At 65.2% G+C, this 18,053-nt stretch carries 11 protein-coding genes; 7 read left to right on the top strand and 4 right to left on the bottom strand.

Annotated elements, in window-relative coordinates; genetic code table 11:
• Positions 1–11: 11 nt before the first annotated feature.
• Positions 12–686, bottom strand: a complete 675-nt coding sequence (locus RT123_RS09705) for a hypothetical protein (protein ID WP_313008933.1) — start codon at positions 684–686, stop codon at positions 12–14.
• 45 nt (positions 687–731) lie between these two features.
• Between RT123_RS09705 and RT123_RS09700 the strand changes: the two genes are divergently transcribed.
• The 3 genes from RT123_RS09700 (at position 732) to RT123_RS09690 (ending at position 6,458) form a co-directional block, all read left to right on the top strand.
• A complete protein-coding gene (locus RT123_RS09700; RefSeq protein ID WP_313008931.1) occupies positions 732–1,160 on the top strand; it encodes a hypothetical protein in 429 nt (142 codons plus the stop codon).
• Positions 1,161–1,636: 476 nt separating this feature from the next.
• Positions 1,637–3,148 (top strand): tryptophan halogenase family protein, encoded by a 1,512-nt coding sequence (locus tag RT123_RS09695; RefSeq protein ID WP_313008929.1) that lies wholly within the window; start codon positions 1,637–1,639, stop codon positions 3,146–3,148.
• A gap of 226 nt (positions 3,149–3,374) precedes the next feature.
• The gene (locus RT123_RS09690) at positions 3,375–6,458 is read left to right on the top strand and encodes a TonB-dependent receptor (protein ID WP_313008928.1); all 3,084 of its coding nucleotides are present in this window, start codon (positions 3,375–3,377) and stop codon (positions 6,456–6,458) included.
• 64 nt (positions 6,459–6,522) lie between these two features.
• Here the strand turns inward: RT123_RS09690 and RT123_RS09685 are convergent, their stop codons facing one another.
• Positions 6,523–7,929, bottom strand: coding sequence for a tryptophan 7-halogenase (locus RT123_RS09685; RefSeq protein ID WP_313008926.1), 1,407 nt, complete (start codon positions 7,927–7,929; stop codon positions 6,523–6,525).
• A complete protein-coding gene (locus tag RT123_RS09680; protein ID WP_313008925.1) occupies positions 7,926–9,452 on the bottom strand; it encodes a tryptophan halogenase family protein in 1,527 nt (508 codons plus the stop codon). The genes RT123_RS09685 and RT123_RS09680 overlap by 4 nt, the downstream gene beginning before the upstream one ends.
• 137 nt (positions 9,453–9,589) lie before the next feature.
• Between RT123_RS09680 and RT123_RS09675 the strand changes: the two genes are divergently transcribed.
• The 4 genes from RT123_RS09675 to RT123_RS09660 all read left to right on the top strand — a co-directional run bounded on the left by RT123_RS09675 (position 9,590) and on the right by RT123_RS09660 (position 16,124).
• Positions 9,590–10,633, top strand: a complete 1,044-nt coding sequence (locus RT123_RS09675; protein WP_313008936.1) for a LacI family DNA-binding transcriptional regulator — start codon at positions 9,590–9,592, stop codon at positions 10,631–10,633.
• A 218-nt stretch (positions 10,634–10,851) separates the two neighbouring features.
• Positions 10,852–13,311, top strand: coding sequence for a glycoside hydrolase family 3 protein (locus tag RT123_RS09670; protein WP_313008934.1), 2,460 nt, complete (start codon positions 10,852–10,854; stop codon positions 13,309–13,311).
• 31 nt (positions 13,312–13,342) lie between these two features.
• Complete coding sequence (locus RT123_RS09665) at positions 13,343–14,647, top strand: cation:proton antiporter (RefSeq protein ID WP_313008924.1); 1,305 nt, start codon at positions 13,343–13,345, stop codon at positions 14,645–14,647.
• A gap of 46 nt (positions 14,648–14,693) precedes the next feature.
• Entirely contained in the window at positions 14,694–16,124 is a 1,431-nt protein-coding gene (locus RT123_RS09660; protein ID WP_313008923.1) for a sugar porter family MFS transporter, read from the top strand.
• Between the two features lie 62 nt (positions 16,125–16,186).
• Here the strand turns inward: RT123_RS09660 and RT123_RS09655 are convergent, their stop codons facing one another.
• Complete coding sequence (locus tag RT123_RS09655; RefSeq protein ID WP_313008921.1) at positions 16,187–18,043, bottom strand: glycoside hydrolase family 9 protein; 1,857 nt, start codon at positions 18,041–18,043, stop codon at positions 16,187–16,189.
• Positions 18,044–18,053 lie beyond the last annotated feature (10 nt).

Genomic DNA, 18,053 nt, shown 5'->3' with positions numbered 1-18,053 from the left:
GCTCGTCAGGCTCATAACCTGAAGGTCGTAGGTTCAAATCCTACTCCCGCACCCAGATCGACCTCACACCTTGTGGGGACCCCAGAAGCCCCGCCCGAACCGGCGGGGCTTTTTGCTGTCCGGGCTTCATTCAGACCCAGCAACACGGCCAGGCTGCCATGCACCTGCAGGTCGAACTTGCCTAGGCCTTCCAACGGATAGAAATCGACGTGGTCTATCAGCCTGCGGATCTCTGTGCGGACCTCTTCGCCGTCATCGCCGTCTAAGGCTTCGTGCAAGCGTCCGGCGAGTTGGCCGTAGGCGCTTGCGGCTGAGGGATGCAGTGTGACCACGCTGGGTTCGTCGACCTCGGCCAGCAAGGCCTGAAGCTCGCTGCGGCGCGCCTTCAGTGGAAGGCTGCGGGCCTTGAGGTCTTCAATCTCCATCGCCCCTTCCATGCACATCAGCTGAGCGCGTTCGATCTGACGTTCAATGGAGGCGAGTTCCTTCTCCATCGGAGCCCGCGCCGACAGCGTCGCCTGCCGGCGGGCGACGTTGGCTTGCCGCAGGCTCTCGACGGCCTCCGCCATGGCCTGCGGTGTGAGCAGCTTGGCGCGGATGCCGGCTAGAACCCGCGCCTCGACGGTCTTGGCGGCGATGATCTTGGCCCGAAATCGGTCACTAGTCGAGCGCTGAATGCTCGACATTCGCAACCTCGCGTGATCATCTAGGTAGCGCAAAGGAGAATAGTCTTGCTTTTCGCCGCCATGTTCGCAGCCGCCCACGTTGCGTCACAAGCTCCCCCTTTGGCGGAGGAAGGCGTGTGGTTGGGCCGGCTCTCAACCGCCGTCGCGATCTGCCGTGACTACGGCTACGGGGTGAACCAGACAGCCGCCCGCGGCGTCGTCGATCGTTTTGAAGCGAGAGCGACAACAGAAGGATGGACGTCCGAAAATCTTCAAGCCGCTTACAATCAAGGCAGGGAATTAGAACGCGCAGACTTCAAACTTCTCTTCGACCTCGACGGACTAACGCGCTCTGAGGTTCGACGCGCGTACAGGGATCACCTCAATCGAACGAAGGTCCGATGCAGGGTGCAATCCGAACGCTTTCCCACCGTCATCTCTGATGTGCGCAATGGCGAACGTGTAATCGACGCTAGCCTGTCGGCTGGTCGCTAAGCACGCCAATCCGTCGGCGGTTGTGCAAAGGCCACGGCCTATTTCTGCTAGCTGCGACGAGGGGCGCGCGCCTGTTGGCATTCAACATTCGTCGAGATTAGAGTTCTGAAATGTCGCTGATGGCGATGGCTGTGATGGGCCAGTGTCTCGGCCATGTGTACGTTCCCCCACATCCAACCGAGACTGTTCCTTGCCCGCTGGCTGCAGTGCAGGAGGAATTTAAGTATGGCCGCCACTTCCATCCGCGACGTTCTTGCGAATGCTCACCGGCGCTGTGCTCATGTCTACTACCCACTCATTGCCTACCTCGGTGAGTGATGAAGGGTAGGGCGTTGCACCTAGCGCCAATCTAAAAATGGCCGAACAGATAGACCCAACAAGTATGATGATCGATTCCGCGCCTCCTCGGCCACGGAACAAGCTAATGCCATTGATGAATCCGCAATTGAGCCCGACAATCGTGACCGAGGTGCAACTTGGCTGACTCATCCTTAATCATAGATCGCATCGTCGTCATTGGGGGCGGCACGGCTGGGTGGATGGCGGCGGCGGCGCTGATGCATGCGTTTGAGGGCGCGGGCAAGACCGTGACCTTGGTCGAATCCGAGGCCATCGGCATCATCGGGGTGGGCGAGGCGACGATCCCGGAAATCCTGAAGTTCAATGCGCGCCTGGGGATCGACGAGGCGGACTTCCTGCGTGAGACCAAGGCCACGTTCAAGCTGGGGATCGAGTTCGACGGCTGGCGACTCGAGGGTGAGCGCTATTTCCATCCGTTCGGCGCCTTCGGGCTGGATATGGAAGGCATCGCCTTTCATCATTTCTGGCTGAAAGCCTGCGCCGAAGGCGGGGCGGAGCCGCTGGAAACCTATTCCATGGCCTGGCAGGCCGCGCGCCGTGGCCGTTTCGTCCATCCGCAGGGTGGGCCGCAGTCGCCGTTGTCCAGCCTGGGCTACGCCTATCATTTCGATGCGGCGCTCTATGCGGGCTTCCTGCGCCGCTTTGCGGAAGGGCTGGGTGTCGTTCGCCATGAGGGGCGGGTGGTCGAGGTCCAGCAGGCGGCGGATGGCGATATCTCGGGCGTCAGGCTGGACGACGGGCGGATCGTCGAAGGCGACTTCTTCATCGATTGCACCGGCTTCGTCGGCCTTCTGATCGAGCAGGCGTTGACGTCCGGCTATGAGGACTGGAGTTCCTGGCTCCCGTGTGACAGCGCTGTCGCCGTGCCGTGCGAGCGCGAGGAGCCCTTATCGCCCTACACGCGTTCGACGGCGCGCGAGGCCGGATGGCAATGGCGCATCCCGCTGCAACACCGAGTGGGCAATGGCTACGTCTATTCCTCGGCGCATCTCTCGCATCAGGAGGCCGAGGACGCGCTGATGTCGCGGCTGGAGGGTACGGCTCTGGCCGAGCCGCGTCGCCTGCGGTTCGCCACGGGCCGGCGCAAAGACTGCTGGAAGCGCAACTGCGTGGCGGTCGGACTGTCGAGCGGATTCCTCGAGCCGCTTGAATCGACCAGCATTCACCTGATCCAGAGCGCCATCACCAAGCTGATCACCCTGTTTCCGTCGCACAAAAACAGCGACGGCCTTCGCCGTGAGTTCAACGTGCTGATGGAGGAGGAATTCGTCACGGTCCGCGACTTCCTGATCCTGCATTACAAGGTCAATCAGCGAGCGGGATCCTTCTGGAGCCAAGTGCGCGACATGCCGATCCCGGACCGGCTGGCGGCCAAGATCGCCCTGTTCGAGGAGACGGGTCGGATCGTCAGGCGCGACCATGATATCTTTTCCGAATCAAGCTGGCTGGCGGTCGCGGTGGGGCAGGGACTGACGCCGCACGGACGTCACCCGATTTCCGACGTTATCAGTCATGACGCCAATCTGGGCCGGCTGTCAGCGATCCGAGACAGCATCTGGCGCACGGCCGACGCCCTGCCGACGCACGAAGATGTTCTGGCGACGACGATGAATCGCAAGGCGTTTTGAGACCGGGCCTGCCGCCTGAAAGCCGTGTCAGCAGACTGGCGTCCTTCGCAATGGTGGGCGCGCGCCGCTTCTGAACCCGCTGATCAAAAACGCGCCAAGCTTGTCGCGAGGCGTTGACATCGCTGTCAATCGGTAGTCCAACACGCTCGCGGACGGTCGATCAAGGCTGCCGAAACGATTGCGACGGGCTGAACCGTCCTCGGGGGGATCAGAAGTGAAGTCAGAGATGTTCCAAGCCGGCTATGGGCCCGCCGCTCGCGGGCTGCGCCGTTCCGCGTCCGCCCTGGCGTTGACGGTCGCCGTCGTCGGCGCAACCGCCGCCCACGCGCAATCGACGCCGGCGCCGCAGACGACTGCCCCGGCCACGGACGATGCGGCGCAGGTGGACGACGTCGTCGTCACCGGCATCCGGGCGCGGATCGCATCCTCGCAGGCGATCAAGCGCGACTCGGACACCTTCGTTGACGCAGTCACGGCTGACGATATCGGCGCGCTGCCGGACAAGTCCGTCAACGAAGTGCTGCAACGCATCCCCGGCGTGAACATCAACCGCTTCCAGGGCCCGACCGACCCCGACCATTTCTCGGTCGAAGGCTCCAACGTCATCATTCGCGGCCTGTCCTACGTCCGCTCGGAGTTCAACGGCCGCGACGCCTTCAGCGTGAACACGGGTCGCGCCCTGGGCTTCAACGACGTGTCGCCGGAACTCCTGTCGAGCGTGCAGGTGTTCAAGAATGCGACGGCCGACAGGATCGAAGGCGGCATCGCCGGGGTCGTCGATCTGCGCACCCGCAAGGCGTTCGACAGCCGCAAGTTCGTCTTCGGCGCGACGGCGGAAGGCTCTTATGGCGATTTGCGTGAAAAGCCGGGCCTGGGCTTCTCGTCCCTGATCAGCAACGTCTGGGACACCCAGTACGGCTCGTTCGGCGCCCTGCTGAGCTATGGCGAATCCGACCTGTATTCCGAAGCTTACGGCAGCCACCTGACAGATTTCACCTATCGGTCCGATCTGTCGAACGGCGAGGATCGCCGATACGTCCCGCGCGGCGGCGCGGTGCGGACCCAGCAGTTCGACCGTTCGCGTTCGACCTTGGATGGCTCGCTGCAATGGGAATCGACCGACGGCCGCGCCAAGCTGACCGGCGAATACATTCGCGCCGACTCGACCTCGGCCTGGGGCGAGCGCGTGGTCGAAGTGGATCTGGGCAGCGGCGGCAACCCGACCCCCTTGCCGGGCCAGTCGTTCACCTATGATTCCAACGGCGTCTTCACGAGCGGTCTGCTGGTCAGCAATGCGCCGAACCTGCAGGTTCTGCCCAAGCGCCAGCGCGATCTGCAAACCCTGACCGAAGATTTCTCTCTGGCCGCCGAATTCCATCCGACCGATCGCCTGTCGATCTGGTTGGATGCGCAGTACAGCAAGGCCAGCGCCGACGATCTGGACATGAGCGTCTATGGCGCCATCACGCCGCTCTACACCCTGATCGGCGAAGGGCGTCACGGCGTGCCGGACATTCAGTTTGTGGACGCCTCGGGCCAGCCGTCGGCCAGCACAAACGATCCGTCGAACTTCTACTATCGTTCGGCGATGGATCACATCGAGCAGTCGGACGGTGATCAGACCGCGTTCAAGGCGGACGTCAAATACGACTTCGACAACTCGCCACTGCGCGCCATTCGAATGGGTGCGCGCTATTCGGACCGCGAGCAGACGCGTCGCTACACCGCCTATAACTGGGGTGCCATTTCCGAAAGCTGGGCCGGCGGCGTCACGCCGTTCCAGACCACAGGTCCGCTGGCCGTCGAAGCTTATGACTTCCCCAACTTCCAGCGCGGCCATAATCCGACGCCGATGAACGGCTTCTATCCGACGGCCGATCTGATCGCGGCCTATCGGGACGGCACGCTGCAGGCGGCCTTGGCTGCAGCGAGCAGCTCGGGCGCGACCTGGCGTCCGCTGGATCAGCGTCCGGGCGCCATCGCCGGCACGCCCTTCCTGCCGGGCGATATCAACAACTCGGCCGAACAGACGACATCGGCCTATGTCCGGTTCGACTTCGGCTGGGATGATGTCTTCGGTCCGGACACCGCCATCACCGGCAACTTGGGTGTTCGCTACGCCAAGACCGACTTCCAGACGCGCGGCTTCATCTCCAGCCCCAACATCGCGCAGAACTTCGGTGATGCGAACGGCAACGATCCGCGCTTCCCGGGTCAGAACATTCCGGTCACCCAGGCCAATGCGGCGGCCATCGCCCGTTTCCGGTGCTCGACCGTCCAGCCGGGTCAGTCGGCGCCGGGCTATTGCCTGCTGTCGAACGACCGTCTGAACCAGCTGGTCGCCTTCAGCGACGGCAGCTTCCAAGAGGTCGAGCGCGGCAACAGCTATGACGACTGGCTGCCCAGCCTGAACGTCAATCTGAAGTACAAGGAATGGGTGTTCCGCGGGGCCGTGTCGCGCGCCATGACGCGCCCGGACTTCGGCGTGACGGCCTTCGCCGCCACCCTGTTCTACACCGACATGAACCAGGTCCGGGACAATGGCGGCGACGTCAACACCGCCCCGCTGCTGACCACCTTCACCGGCGGATCGCAACTGACGGGCGTCCGCTCGTGGAATTATGACTTGGGCGTGGAATGGTATTTCAAGCCGGGCAGCTCGGTGACCTTCAACGCGTTCTACAAGGACCTGTCGGACATTCTGGCCAGCGGCTCGACCGTGCAGCAGTTCAGCAACGCGCAGGGCGTCTCCACCGACGTCCAAGTCAACCAACAGGTCAATATCGGCTCCGGCTGGATCAAGGGCTTCGAGGTCGGTTACCAGCAGACCTACAGCTTCCTGCCAGGTCTGTGGAGCGGGCTGGGTATCGAGGCGAACTACACCTATGTCGAGCCTTCGACCTTCCCCAACGCCGTGACTGAGCCGCGCTATGTGGGTCTGGAGCTGCCGTTGCAGCAGCTGTCGAAGCACACCTACAACTTCTCGGTCTTCTACGAGAAGGATCGTCTGTCGGCGCGTCTGGCCTACAACTGGCGCAATGGCTTCCTGCTGACGCCGCGCGACGACGTGAACCCGTTCTCGCCGATCTTCAACGACTCGACGGGGCAGCTTGACGGTTCGATCTTCTACACGCTGAACGACAACTGGAAGATCGGCCTGTATGGCGCCAACCTGCTGGACGAGGTCACCGTCACCCAGCAGCAGACGTCCTACAACCTGAACGGCGCGAACCAGGCCGGTCCGCTGGCCCCGCGCTCCTACTTCCGCAGTGACCGCCGCGTGACGTTCAGCCTGCGCTACACCTTCTAAGACTTCTTCTCTGAGCGAAGACTTGGGGCGTCGATCCGATCGACGCCCCTTTTTTCGTTCTGAATCAGCCGCCTTCGCGCAGCCGGTCGACGAACCGAAAATGGGCAGGCAGGGCGGCCAAGGTCTGGTCGAAAGCGATGACCATCCGCCCCAGCGACGCCATGGCGGCCTTGATGTCCAGACGGTCGGCCTGGATGTCGTAACGGCGCGGTATGAGGCCCAGACTGGCCATCAGCATTATCCAGTGCTGAGCATCATAAGGATCGCCATCCAGGCCGACGCCGGCGTTGCGAGACGTGAACTGAGCGATGCGACGCGCCAGGTCGTCGCCAGCCGGGGCCAGTCGCTGGCCTTGCGACCCGCACAGAAGGATAAGATGAAGTCGATCCGCGCGGTGCGCGATGTCGCGAACCACCGCCTCATTATAGGCCTCGGCGCAGGCTGAAATCTGCTCGGACGCGCCCGGCAGCGATGCGACGAGTTGTGTCAGCTGTCGCTCCAGTAGGACGCTGTCCAGGCCCAGTCCGTCGCCAAAGCGCGCCGCCGCCGGACCAAGAGCAAGACGACGGCCGCTCCAGGGGTGCGTATCCAGGCCGGGGGCAAAGGCGACGTCCGACTGGGCGGCGACGTCAACGTCGCCCAACCAGGCCGCCAGCGCCGCCTTCGCAACGTCAGCGGTGGTGCGATCGGCGGCGTAGGCCAGGCTGGCGAAACCGCCGCCGGGCAGGGGGCTGCGACTGGCCAGCCCTTCGACCAGATTGGCCATGTCCACGCGCGGCTCGTGATCGCCGCCCGCGTAGCGCACGGTCAGACAGCGGTCGTAGCCCAGGCGCGCGGTCCAGTCGCCGTTCCCGTCAAAGGCGACTTTCGCGCGCGTGTCCAAGGTCATGAAGGGCGCGATCTCGCGGGCGTCATTCACACCTTCTCGCACACCAGCGCGCCGGGCGATGTCCCGCAGTCGCGCCGTCAGAACGCGCGCGTCCAGAATCAGTCGGGGGCGAAGAAGAGACCGCGGCGACTGCCGATCCGGGCTGGGATGGGCGTAACGACCGGCCGCCATCACGCGCGCCTGGAACTGCAATGGCGCCAGAAGCGCGGCGTAGTCGGGGGCGGCGGGCGACTGACGGGCGGCGCGCAACACCACGTCCGTCAGCGCGACCCCATCGATCCCAGGCAGCGGCTCCTGCTCGACGACGGCGATGTCTCGCCCGTCGCACCAGTTTCGCAGCAGCGAGCCCAGGAAGAAGCCGCCGTGGCCGTGCGCCAACAGGTCGGCGCCGTTCGACAACTGGACGAGCACGCCGTCGGGTTCGGCGATCACGACCTCGGGCTCTTCGCCGAGCGCGGGAGGAGTGGTGGCTTCGATCAGGACCGAATGACCAGATGGCAGGTGGCGGGCCAGCAGCGCGGCCGCCGCCCAGGCCGCCAGTCCGCCGCCTCGAATGACCCAAACCTTGTCTGACCCGCTCATCGGATGCCCCCTGCGCGCTGGGCCGCTTGGCGGATGAAGGTCATGTGATCGGGCGTCCGATCAACGGTCGATCGGACGTCGTCGCGCAGGGCCGCCAGCTTGGCGGACAGGACGTGCGGTTCCAGCCGATCAACGCGCGGATCCCAGCCGTTCGGGACGATGTTCTGCCCCACCAGCACGGCGAGCCAGCTGGGCGGCAGGAAGACGCCGATATCGTAGTCGGGCAGCAGGCCGCGCGACTTAAAGGCCTCGACCTTGGCCGAAAGGCTGTCGGGCCAGGCCATGGTTCGCATCTCGCGCCAGAACGGCTCGTCACGTTGGTTGGCGACATAGTGCAGCACGAGGAAGTCACGAATCCGGTCGAACTCTAGCGCCATGATCCGATTGTATTCCTCGGCGTCCGCCGCCATCCCGACCCTGTCGGGGAACAGATCCAGAAAGGTCGTGATCCCCAACTGAATCAGATAGATGCTGGTGGATTCCAGCGGCTCCAGGAAGCCGCCGGACAGACCGATGGCGACGACGTTTCGGCTCCAGAGCTTGTGTCGTCGCCCGGTCCTGAAGCTCAGCCGGCGCGGCTCGGCCAGCGCCGGGCCTTCCAGATTGGACATCAGGATCGTCACGGCGTCCTCGTCCGAAATATGGGCCGATGAGAAGACGTGGCCGTTTCCGGTGCGATGTTGCAGCGGAATGCGCCATTGCCACCCCGCCGCACGGGCCGTCGCGCGGGTATAGGGGCCGACCGGCGCCGTCGTCTGGCACGGCACGGCGAAGGCGCTGTCGCAGGGCAGCCAATGGCTCCAGTCCTCGAACGTCGTCTCCAGCGCCCGATTGATCAGCCGTCCGCGAAAGCCCGAGCAGTCGATGAAGAGGTCGCCCGCGATGCGGCGCCCGTCCGACAGGACGATGGCTTCGACATCGCCCGTCTCGCCATCCAGAACATGATCGACGACCTTCCCTTCGGTGCGGACCACGCCGCGCCCGCACGACACTTGGCGCAGGAAGGCGGCGTAGAGGCTGGCGTCGAACTGAAAGGCGTAGCTGAAGGTGGACAGCATGGAGCCGGGGTCGGAAACCGGCCGCTGGAAGCGGTTCGCCTCGGCCGCCCTGACAGGATAGCTGTAATCGCTGATGTCGGCGGCGTCGCCCATGGCGCGACGTGCGGCCCAGACATGGTGGAAATCGATTCCCTCGATCGGCTCGCCATAGGCGCCGAAGGGATGGATGTAGCTGTCGCCGGGCCGCCCCCAGTCCACGAACTGGATACCCAGTTTGAAGGTCGCCTGCGTCTGGTCGATCAACGTCTGTTCATCGATGCCCATGGCCGTGTTGAAGGCGCGGATGTGGGGCAGGGTGGCCTCGCCCACGCCGACGATGCCGATCTCGTCGGACTCGACCAGTTCGATCGAAACGGCGCTGCCCGCCAGACGATGAGACAGGGCGGCGGCCGTCATCCAGCCGGCGGTTCCCCCGCCCAGTATGACGATTTTTCGGATGGGACCGGCATCGTTTTGGGTCATCATGCCAACTGTCTAGCAGACCATTTTTTGGCATGACAGCGATGGACAAGCCTGACCATAAGCTGTGTCGGCATCGCCTTTTCGAACGGGGATGTTAGAAGCGGTCAGAGCGACGTTCAGGGGGACGGAATTTGGCGACGGTGACGATCTATGACGTGGCCGCGAAGGCGGGCGTGTCTATCAAGTCTGTGTCGCGTGTGCTCAACAACGAGCCGAACGTCAGCCCCACGCTGAGAACCAAGGTGGAGGAGGCGGCTGCGTCTCTGGGTTATCGGCGCAGTCTGTCGGCGCGCAGTCTGGCGGGAGCGTCGTCGCCCCTGATCGCGGTCCTGGTGGACGCGGATCTGACAATCGAACACTGGAAGAGCGGGCGCGGCAGCGACTATCTGGGGCGTCTGGAGTTCGGCGCCCTGATGGAGGCGCGCCAGGTCGACTATCATCTGATGATCGAGCTGGTGGACCATAACTCGCCTGATCTCGAACGCGATCTGATGGCGCTCTTGAACTCCATCCGGCCCGAGGGCGTCATTCTGACCCCGCCGAACTCGGACAATACGGTGGTGATGGATGCCCTCGACGCGGCCGGTACGCCCTATGCCCGCATCGGACCGGAAGCGGCGTTCGATCGGGGCTTCTGCATCGAGATGGACGAACGGCGCGCCGCGTTGGAGATGACACGTCATCTTATCGACCTGGGGCACACGCGGATCGCCTTCGTCACCGGACCAGTCGCCTATGGCGCCAGCCGGCGTCGACTGGCTGGCTACAGTGACGCCATGGCCGAGGCTGGCCTGGATGTGGTGCCGGCTTGGGTGGTGGAGGGCGACTTCACCTTCAGCTCCGGTTCGCTGGCGATGGAGAAACTGCACGAGACCTCGCCCGACATCACGGCGGTCTTCGCCAGTAACGACGATACGGCCCTTGGCGTCCTGCAATGTGCGGCGAGGCTGGGACTGTCGGTGCCCGGCGACCTGTCGGTGGCGGGTTTCGACGATTCGCCCGGCGCGGGTTTCAGCACGCCGGATTTAAGCACCATCCGTCAGCCGGTAGCGGAGATGGCCGCCGCCGCCGCGCAACGCCTTATTCCGCCTCTGCGTCGTCTCTTGGACGGCGACGCCGCCGCGCGTGTCATCGTTCCGCATGATCTGATCGCGCGCCAGTCCACGGCTCGCATCGAGCATTAAAGGGCGAACTCAGGCAGTTGTTGACAGCGCTGTCAGACGTTTGGCACAGTGGGTTTTGTCCGGGGCTGTTTCGGACATCCATATCGGCCTGAAGGCGCGTCTCCGGGGTTGGCTTGGGCGGCGTGGCGGCCGCAACGATCAGGTCTCCCTCCATGCGCATGGCCGCCACCGCCCTGGTGATCACCCTCATGTCGAGCGCCTGCGCCATCGACCCCGGCATGGCTCGGGCCGTTCCCGTTCAGGCCGTGACGTCTCAGGCCTCCATCGTAACCGACGCGGCCCGCGCGCATCCGGCGCTTTGGCCCCATGCGGCGTCTCCGGCGGCGATGACGGATCGGGCGACGGAAGCCTTCGTCACCGAACTGATGAGCCGGATGACGCTGGAGGAGAAGGTCGGTCAGACGATCCAGGCCGACATCGGCTCGATCAAGCCTGAAGACCTGCTGACCTATCCGCTGGGGTCGATCCTGGCGGGCGGCAACTCCTCGCCGGGCGGCGACGAGCGCGCCTCGGCCGACAAGTGGGTGGAACTGGCCCAGGCCTTCCGTGCGGCGGCGGCCCACCGGCCGGGCGCCAGGATCCCGCTGATTTACGGCATCGACGCCGTGCACGGTCACAACAACATCGTCGGCGCCACCATCTTTCCGCACAACATCGGCCTGGGCGCCGCTCGAGATCCCGATCTGATCCGCCGCATCGGCGAAGCGACGGCGCTGGAAGTCGCCGTGACCGGCGCCGACTGGACCTTCGGCCCGACTCTGGCCGTGCCCCAGGACGACCGCTGGGGCCGGACGTATGAAGGCTATGCCGAGAACCCCGAGGTCGCCAAAAGCTACGCCGGCCCCATGACCCTGGGCCTTCAAGGTTCGCTCTCGGCCGATCATCCGCTGGCGGCCGGCCATATCGCCGGCTCGGCCAAACACTTCCTTGCCGACGGCGGCACCACGGGCGGCAAGGACCAAGGCGACTTCGCCGGGTCCGAACAGGAGATGATCCGCACCCATCTGTCCGGCTATCCCCAGGCCATCGACGCCGGCGTGCTGTCGATCATGGCCAGCTTCTCCAGCTGGAACGGCGTCAAACACTCGGGCAACGAGACCATTCTGACCGACGTGCTGCGCGGCCCGCTGGGCTTCGACGGCTTCGTGGTGTCGGATTGGAACGCCCATGGCCAACTGCCGGGCTGTTCGAACGAAAGCTGCGCCCTGGCCTTCAACGCCGGCATCGACATGTTCATGGCGCCCGACAGCTGGAAGCCGCTGTATGAAAACACCCTGTCCCAGGCGAAGTCGGGCGAAATCCCGATGGCGCGCCTGGACGAGGCGGTGCGCCGCATCCTGCGCGTCAAGGTCAAGACCGGCCTGTTCAACGACAGCCGCCCGGTCGAGGGGCATCTGAACGAACTGGGCTCGCCCGCTCACCGCGCCCTGGCGCGCGAGGCGGTGCGCAAGTCGCTGGTGCTGCTGAAGAACGAGGGCTCGGTCCTGCCGATCCGCTCGGGCGCGCGGGTGCTGGTCGCCGGTCACGCTGACGACATCGGCCAGGCCTCGGGCGGCTGGACCCTGACATGGCAGGGCACGGGCAACTCGAACGCCGACTTCCCCAACGGCCAGTCGATCTGGGGCGGCATCAAGGAGGCGGTCGCCGCCGGCGGCGGCCAGGCGACGCTCAGCGCCGACGGATACTTTACCCAGAAGCCCGACGTGGCCATCGTCGTTTTCGGCGAAACGCCCTATGCCGAGTTCCAGGGCGACGTGGACACGCTGGACTTCGTGCCCACCGGCCCGTTGGAGACGTTGAAGCGGCTGAAGGCGGCGGGCATTCCGACGGTGTCGGTCTTCCTGTCCGGCCGGCCGATGTGGACCAATCCTGAGATCAATGCGTCCGACGCCTTCGTCGCCGCCTGGCTGCCGGGCACGGAGGGAGCGGGCGTCGCCGACGTGCTGGTCGGCGATGCGGCGGGCAAGCCGCGCAACGACTTCACCGGAACCCTGTCCTTCAGCTGGCCCAAGACCGCCAAGGGCGAACCCCTGAACGTCGGCCAGCCCGGCTATGACCCACAGTTCGCCTATGGCTACGGCCTGACCTATGCGCGCAACGCCCGCGTCGGCCTGCTGTCTGAAGACAGCGGCGTCGCCAACGCGGGCGGCAGCCTGGATCGCTATTTCGTCGACGGCCGCTTCGTCGCGCCCTGGTCGCTGATGCTGCGCGATGCGGGAGGAGACTTCCGCCTCGGCGCTGAAAAGAGCGGCGCTAGTCCGCGCGGCGGCGTGTCCGCGCGCGCCACCGACGGCGCAGGCCAAGAATCGGCCCGCGCCCTGACCTTCTCGCAGGGCGGCGGTCAGGCGATGATCGTGGCGCAGCCGGTCGATCTGACGCGTCAATCGAACGGCGAAATGGCCATTGCCTTCCGCTACCGCGTGGACGCCCGGCCCAAGGGGCCCGTCTTCCTGACGCTCGGCGCCGGTTCGGTCGATATCTCCGGCCTGATCGCCACAGCGCCTGTCGGCGAATGGCGCACGCTGAAGGTCCGGCTGTCGTGCCTGCGTGATCGCGGCGCCGACATCGCCGCCGTCGACCAACCCTGGGGCCTGCGCACCGCTGCCGACTTCGCGGTCACCGTCGAGGATATCCGTCTGGCCTCAAACGAGGGCGACGCCGTCTGTCCGACGCAGTAGGCTCGCGCTCGCCAAGGGGGGAACCGGCCGCATGACCAATGCTGAACTGAGCGTGGCCTTCTTCCTGCAGATGGCGATCATCATCGCCGCCTGCCGCATCGTGGGCTGGCTGGCCAAACGCTACCTCGGCCAGCCGCAGGTGGTGGGCGAGATGATCGCCGGGGTGATCCTTGGCCCGTCGCTGTTCGGCCTGCTGGCACCCGATCTTCAGGCAGCCCTGTTCCCCAAGGAGTCGCGGTCGATCCTGTTCGTCGGCGCCCAGTTGGGCGTCGGCCTCTACATGTTCCTGGTCGGGCTGGGCTTCCGTCGCGATCACTTCAGGGCCAATGCGAAAAGCGCGGCCGCCGTGTCGCTAGCGGGCATGGCGGCGCCCTTCCTGGTCGCCGTAGCCATTGCGCCCTGGCTGGTCGCTGAGGGTTTGTTCGGGCGAGGCATCCAGACCTGGCAGGCCATGCTGTTCATGGGCGCGGCCATCTCGATCACGGCCTTTCCCATGCTGGCGCGCATCATTCATGAAAGGGGGCTCAGCGGCACGCGGCTAGGGTCGCTTTCGCTGGCGGCCGGCGCCATCGACGACGCCGGCGCCTGGTGCGTCCTGGCCATCGTTTTGGCCAGCTTCGGCGCTGGGCCGATGGTGGCGGTGACAGCCATCGCGGGGGGCGGCGCCTTCGCCCTGTTCATGCTGACGCTGGGACCGAAGCTGCTGGCGCCGCTGGGCCGGATCGTCGAGCGGGAAGGGCGCCTCAGCCCGACCGTGCTGGGGATCGTGCTGATCCTGTTCATGCTCAGCGCCTGGGCCATGGACGCAGTCGGCATCCATGCCGTCTTCGGCGGCTTCATCCTGGGTGTCGCCATGCCGCGCGGTCTCTTGAGCGACGAGGTGAAGCGTCAGCTGGAGCCGTTCGCCGTGCTGGTGCTGCTGCCGATGTTTTTCACCTTCTCGGGGCTGAACACCCGGCTGACCATGGTCAACAGCCTGGGGCTGCTGGCCGTGACCGTGGTCATCCTGCTGGGCTCCATCCTGGCCAAGGGCGGCGCCTGCTGGGCCGCCGCGCGCCTGACGGGGCAGGACAACGCCACGGCCATGGGCATCGGCGCCCTTATGAACGCGCGCGGCCTGATGGAGCTGATCATCATCAATATCGGCCTGCAGCGCGGGATCATCGGCCCGGCCGTGTTTTCCATCCTGGTGCTGATGGCCATCATCACCACCCTGATGGCCTCGCCCCTGTTCGAGTGGGTTTACGGCCGGAAGGCGAGGGCGCGGGGCGAGCTGGGCGGGTTGAACGAGCCCGATCCCGAATTGCCGGGTATCACCGAACGCCAGCAGGCTTAGGAATAACGCCCGAACCATTTTGCGGGCTTTCGGAGGGAATATCGAGATGGCAGGACCGACGGGGGGCTCAGGCCCCGACATCGCGGGCGACGACCGCGTCAACATGGCCTTTATCGCTCTGATCGTGGCGGTCGCCACCATCGGCGGCTTCATGTTCGGCTATGATTCCGGCGTCATCAACGGCACCCAGGACGGGCTGGAGGCGGCCTTCAACCTGTCGGCCCTGGGCACCGGTTTCAACGTCGGCGCCATTCTCTTGGGCTGCGCCGTCGGCGCCTTCATCGCGGGACGTTTGGCCGACGCCATCGGCCGTCGCACGGTGATGCAGATCGCCGCCGGCCTGTTCATAATCTCCGCCTTCTGGGCGGGCGCGGCCGACAGCTCGGCACACCTCATCATTGCCCGGTTCATAGGCGGCCTGGGCGTGGGCGCGGCCTCGGTCCTGTCGCCGGCCTATATCTCCGAAGTGACCCCGGCCTCGATCCGCGGCCGACTGTCGTCGGTGCAGCAGATCATGATCATCACCGGCCTGACCGGCGCCTTCGTGGCCAACTATGTGCTGGCGGCGACGGCGGGCGGATCGACCGCCGAGTTCTGGCTGGGCTTCCCCGCCTGGCGCTGGATGTTCTGGCTGCAGGTCATCCCCGCCGCCGTCTATCTGATCGCCCTCCTGGTCATCCCGGAAAGCCCGCGCTTTCTGGTCGCCAAGAAGAAGGACGTTCAGGCCGAGGCCGTGCTGTCCAAACTGTTTGGCGCCGCCGCCGGCGCGCGCAAGGTTCAGGAAATCCGCGCCTCGCTGGCGGCCGACCACAAGCCCAAGTTCGCCGATCTGCTGGACCCGGCGACGAAGAAGGTGCGCCCCATCGTTTGGGCCGGGCTGATTCTAGCCGTGTTCCAGCAGCTGGTCGGCATCAACATCGTCTTCTACTACGGCGCGGTGCTGTGGCAGTCGGTCGGCTTCTCCGAGAACGACGCCCTTCAGATCAACATCCTGTCCGGCGTCTTGTCGATCGCCGCCTGCCTGGCCGCCATCGCCGTCATCGACAAGATCGGCAGAAAGCCTCTGCTGCTGATCGGTTCGGCCGGCATGTTCGTGACCCTGGCTGTCGTCGCCTGGTGCTTCTCCAAGGCCGCCCTGATCGACGGATCGCTGCACCTGAACGACCAGACCGGCCTGATCGCCCTGATCGCGGCCAATGCCTATGTGGTTTTCTTCAACTTCAGCTGGGGCCCGGTCATGTGGGTTATGCTGGGCGAGATGTTCCCCAACCAGATGCGCGGTTCGGCCCTGGCCGTCGCCGGCTTTGCACAGTGGATCGCCAACTTCGCCATCTCGGTCAGCTTCCCGTGGATGGCCGCCACCCTGGGGCTGGTCTTCACCTATGGCTTCTACGCGGTCAGCGCCCTGATCTCCTTCTTCCTGGTCCAAGCCTGGGTGAAGGAGACGCGCGGTCGCGAACTGGAAGAGATGGCCTAGGCGTTTCAAACGCTAGCTTCCGCCGTCCGAAGAACGGCGGAAGTTTCGGGCTCGCGACGACCTCAATGGTCGTCGATGAAGGCGGCGACCCAGACCAGGGGCGCGTTCCAGTTGATCGCCACTTCGTTCAGGGCATAGGCGTTGATGTCGTCGGCCCAGCAGGTCTGGGCCGCACATTTGCCGACCAGGGTCTTTGCCACGTCGTCGATCATGGCCTGATTGTTTGGCCCGCCCGACAGGGCGCCCGCCGGGGGCAGGGGATAGGCAGGGTCGGCCTGATGCGCCCAAAAGCGATGGTGCGGGTTCTGGACCGGACGATCACCATAGCCGGTCACATAGGACCGATCCATCGGATTGCGGCCGAGAACATAGTCCAGTGACCAGATCACCGCGTTGCGGAAATTCCAGTCGCCGGTGTAGTCGAACGCAGAGCCTAGGATCACAGCCCGGCTCATCAAGGCGCCGTTCGAACCCCATTCGTATTTCTCGCCCGCGACCGGCAGGCCGTAGCCCTGACCATAGCCGGCGTCGACATAGGCGCGTGCCGCCGCCACGATGTTGGCGCGCACGGTGACCAGATCCTCTGGCGGCAGAACGTCCGGCACAGTCGCCAGCGTCAGCGATCCCAGCGACGCCGTCCAAGAAAAGCCCGGATCGCCAGTCGCGCTTTTGCCCGACAGCGGTCCGCCCAGATAATAGGGCGAGGTCTTCAGCGCGGTCAGATAGGCCGGATTGCGCGTGGTGGCCAAAAGCTCGGCCGTGGCCCAATAGAATTCGTCCGAGAAGTCGTTGTCGCCATAGGCGCCGCCGCCGGCGAAATTCTCTCCGGCCCGAACGTCGCGATTGCGCAGCGCCGCGCGGAAGGCCCGTTGCGACGCCGTCAGACATCGGCGCGCGAAGGCCGGATCGATGTCACGCCAGATCCGCGCGCATTGGGCGCCGACTGCAGCGAGATTGAGCGTCGCGGCCGTGCTGGGCGAATACAGAAGGCGCGGCTGTGGATCGTCCGCCGGGGCCATAGGCAGGCCCGTCCACTGCGCATCATGCACCTTGTGATGGACCATGCCGCCGGCGTCGATCTCGGTCAGGGTTAGCGGCTGACCCGGCACCTGGGCGCCGACCGGGACCTTCAGCTTCACGCCGTCGGCAATCTGCATCTTCAGCAGGAACTCGATCTCGTAACGCGCCTCGTCCAGCAGATCGTTGACGCCGTTTCCGGCCTCGGGAATGTCGACCTTGCCGTCCGCAAAGGCGCTTGCGCCGGGGCCGCTCTTGGTCATGGCGCGTTCATAGGCGTTCAACAACATCCAGACCGAGATGCCGCCGTTGACGACGTATTTTCCGTGGTCGCCGGCGTCATACCAGCCGCCGGTGACGTCCAACGTATAGTCGCATCCGGGCCAGACCACGCCGGCCGTGTCCGCGCCCGAGAAGCAGGCCGCGACCTCGTGCTGGTGCCCGGCCGCACGCGCCAGATCCGGCCGCGCGACATGATCCGCCAGGATCGGCACACCCGCTCGATTCTGATAAAAATAGGCCAGGGCGTCGTACTTCAGTCGCGCGTGCGGATGCTGCTGAATCGAAAAGGGGCGGCTCTCGTGCGATCCCACGATCAGCCGATAGCCTTCGCCAACGGTCTGCAGAGATTGGAAGTCAACCGTATGCACGGCTTGGCCCGAGGCGGCGTCTTGGCCGAAGACCTTGGACGTGCCTTGGGCCACGTTAGCGCCCGCCGGGTCCACCACGCGCCAAGGCAGGGGGCGGGTGGCCCGATCCTCGACCGTTGCCGTCTTCGGCCCTTGGGTTTCGAACCCGATCTGGCTCATCCGGACGGCGCTGGTCTCCGTCTCCGCCTGTGCCGCACCGAAGGCGGCCGCTAGGGCCACGGCCGCGACGCTCGCGCTCGATCTCTTTCTCACCCCAACCTCC

This window comes from Brevundimonas vesicularis, from assembly GCF_032067225.1.
GTDB classification, from domain to species: domain Bacteria; phylum Pseudomonadota; class Alphaproteobacteria; order Caulobacterales; family Caulobacteraceae; genus Brevundimonas; species Brevundimonas vesicularis_F.
The sequence above is the reverse complement of the archived record's forward strand: the minus strand, read 5'-3'. Positions and strand labels throughout refer to the sequence as shown.

Coding starts and splice junctions, on each gene's coding strand:
- RT123_RS09705 (WP_313008933.1), bottom strand. CDS start 686: ATGTCGAGCATTCAGCGCTCGACTAGTGACCGATTTCGGGCCAAGATC.
- RT123_RS09690 (WP_313008928.1), top strand. CDS start 3,375: ATGTTCCAAGCCGGCTATGGGCCCGCCGCTCGCGGGCTGCGCCGTTCC.
- RT123_RS09685 (WP_313008926.1), bottom strand. CDS start 7,929: ATGAGCGGGTCAGACAAGGTTTGGGTCATTCGAGGCGGCGGACTGGCG.
- RT123_RS09680 (WP_313008925.1), bottom strand. CDS start 9,452: ATGATGACCCAAAACGATGCCGGTCCCATCCGAAAAATCGTCATACTG.
- RT123_RS09670 (WP_313008934.1), top strand. CDS start 10,852: ATGGCTCGGGCCGTTCCCGTTCAGGCCGTGACGTCTCAGGCCTCCATC.
- RT123_RS09665 (WP_313008924.1), top strand. CDS start 13,343: ATGACCAATGCTGAACTGAGCGTGGCCTTCTTCCTGCAGATGGCGATC.
- RT123_RS09660 (WP_313008923.1), top strand. CDS start 14,694: ATGGCAGGACCGACGGGGGGCTCAGGCCCCGACATCGCGGGCGACGAC.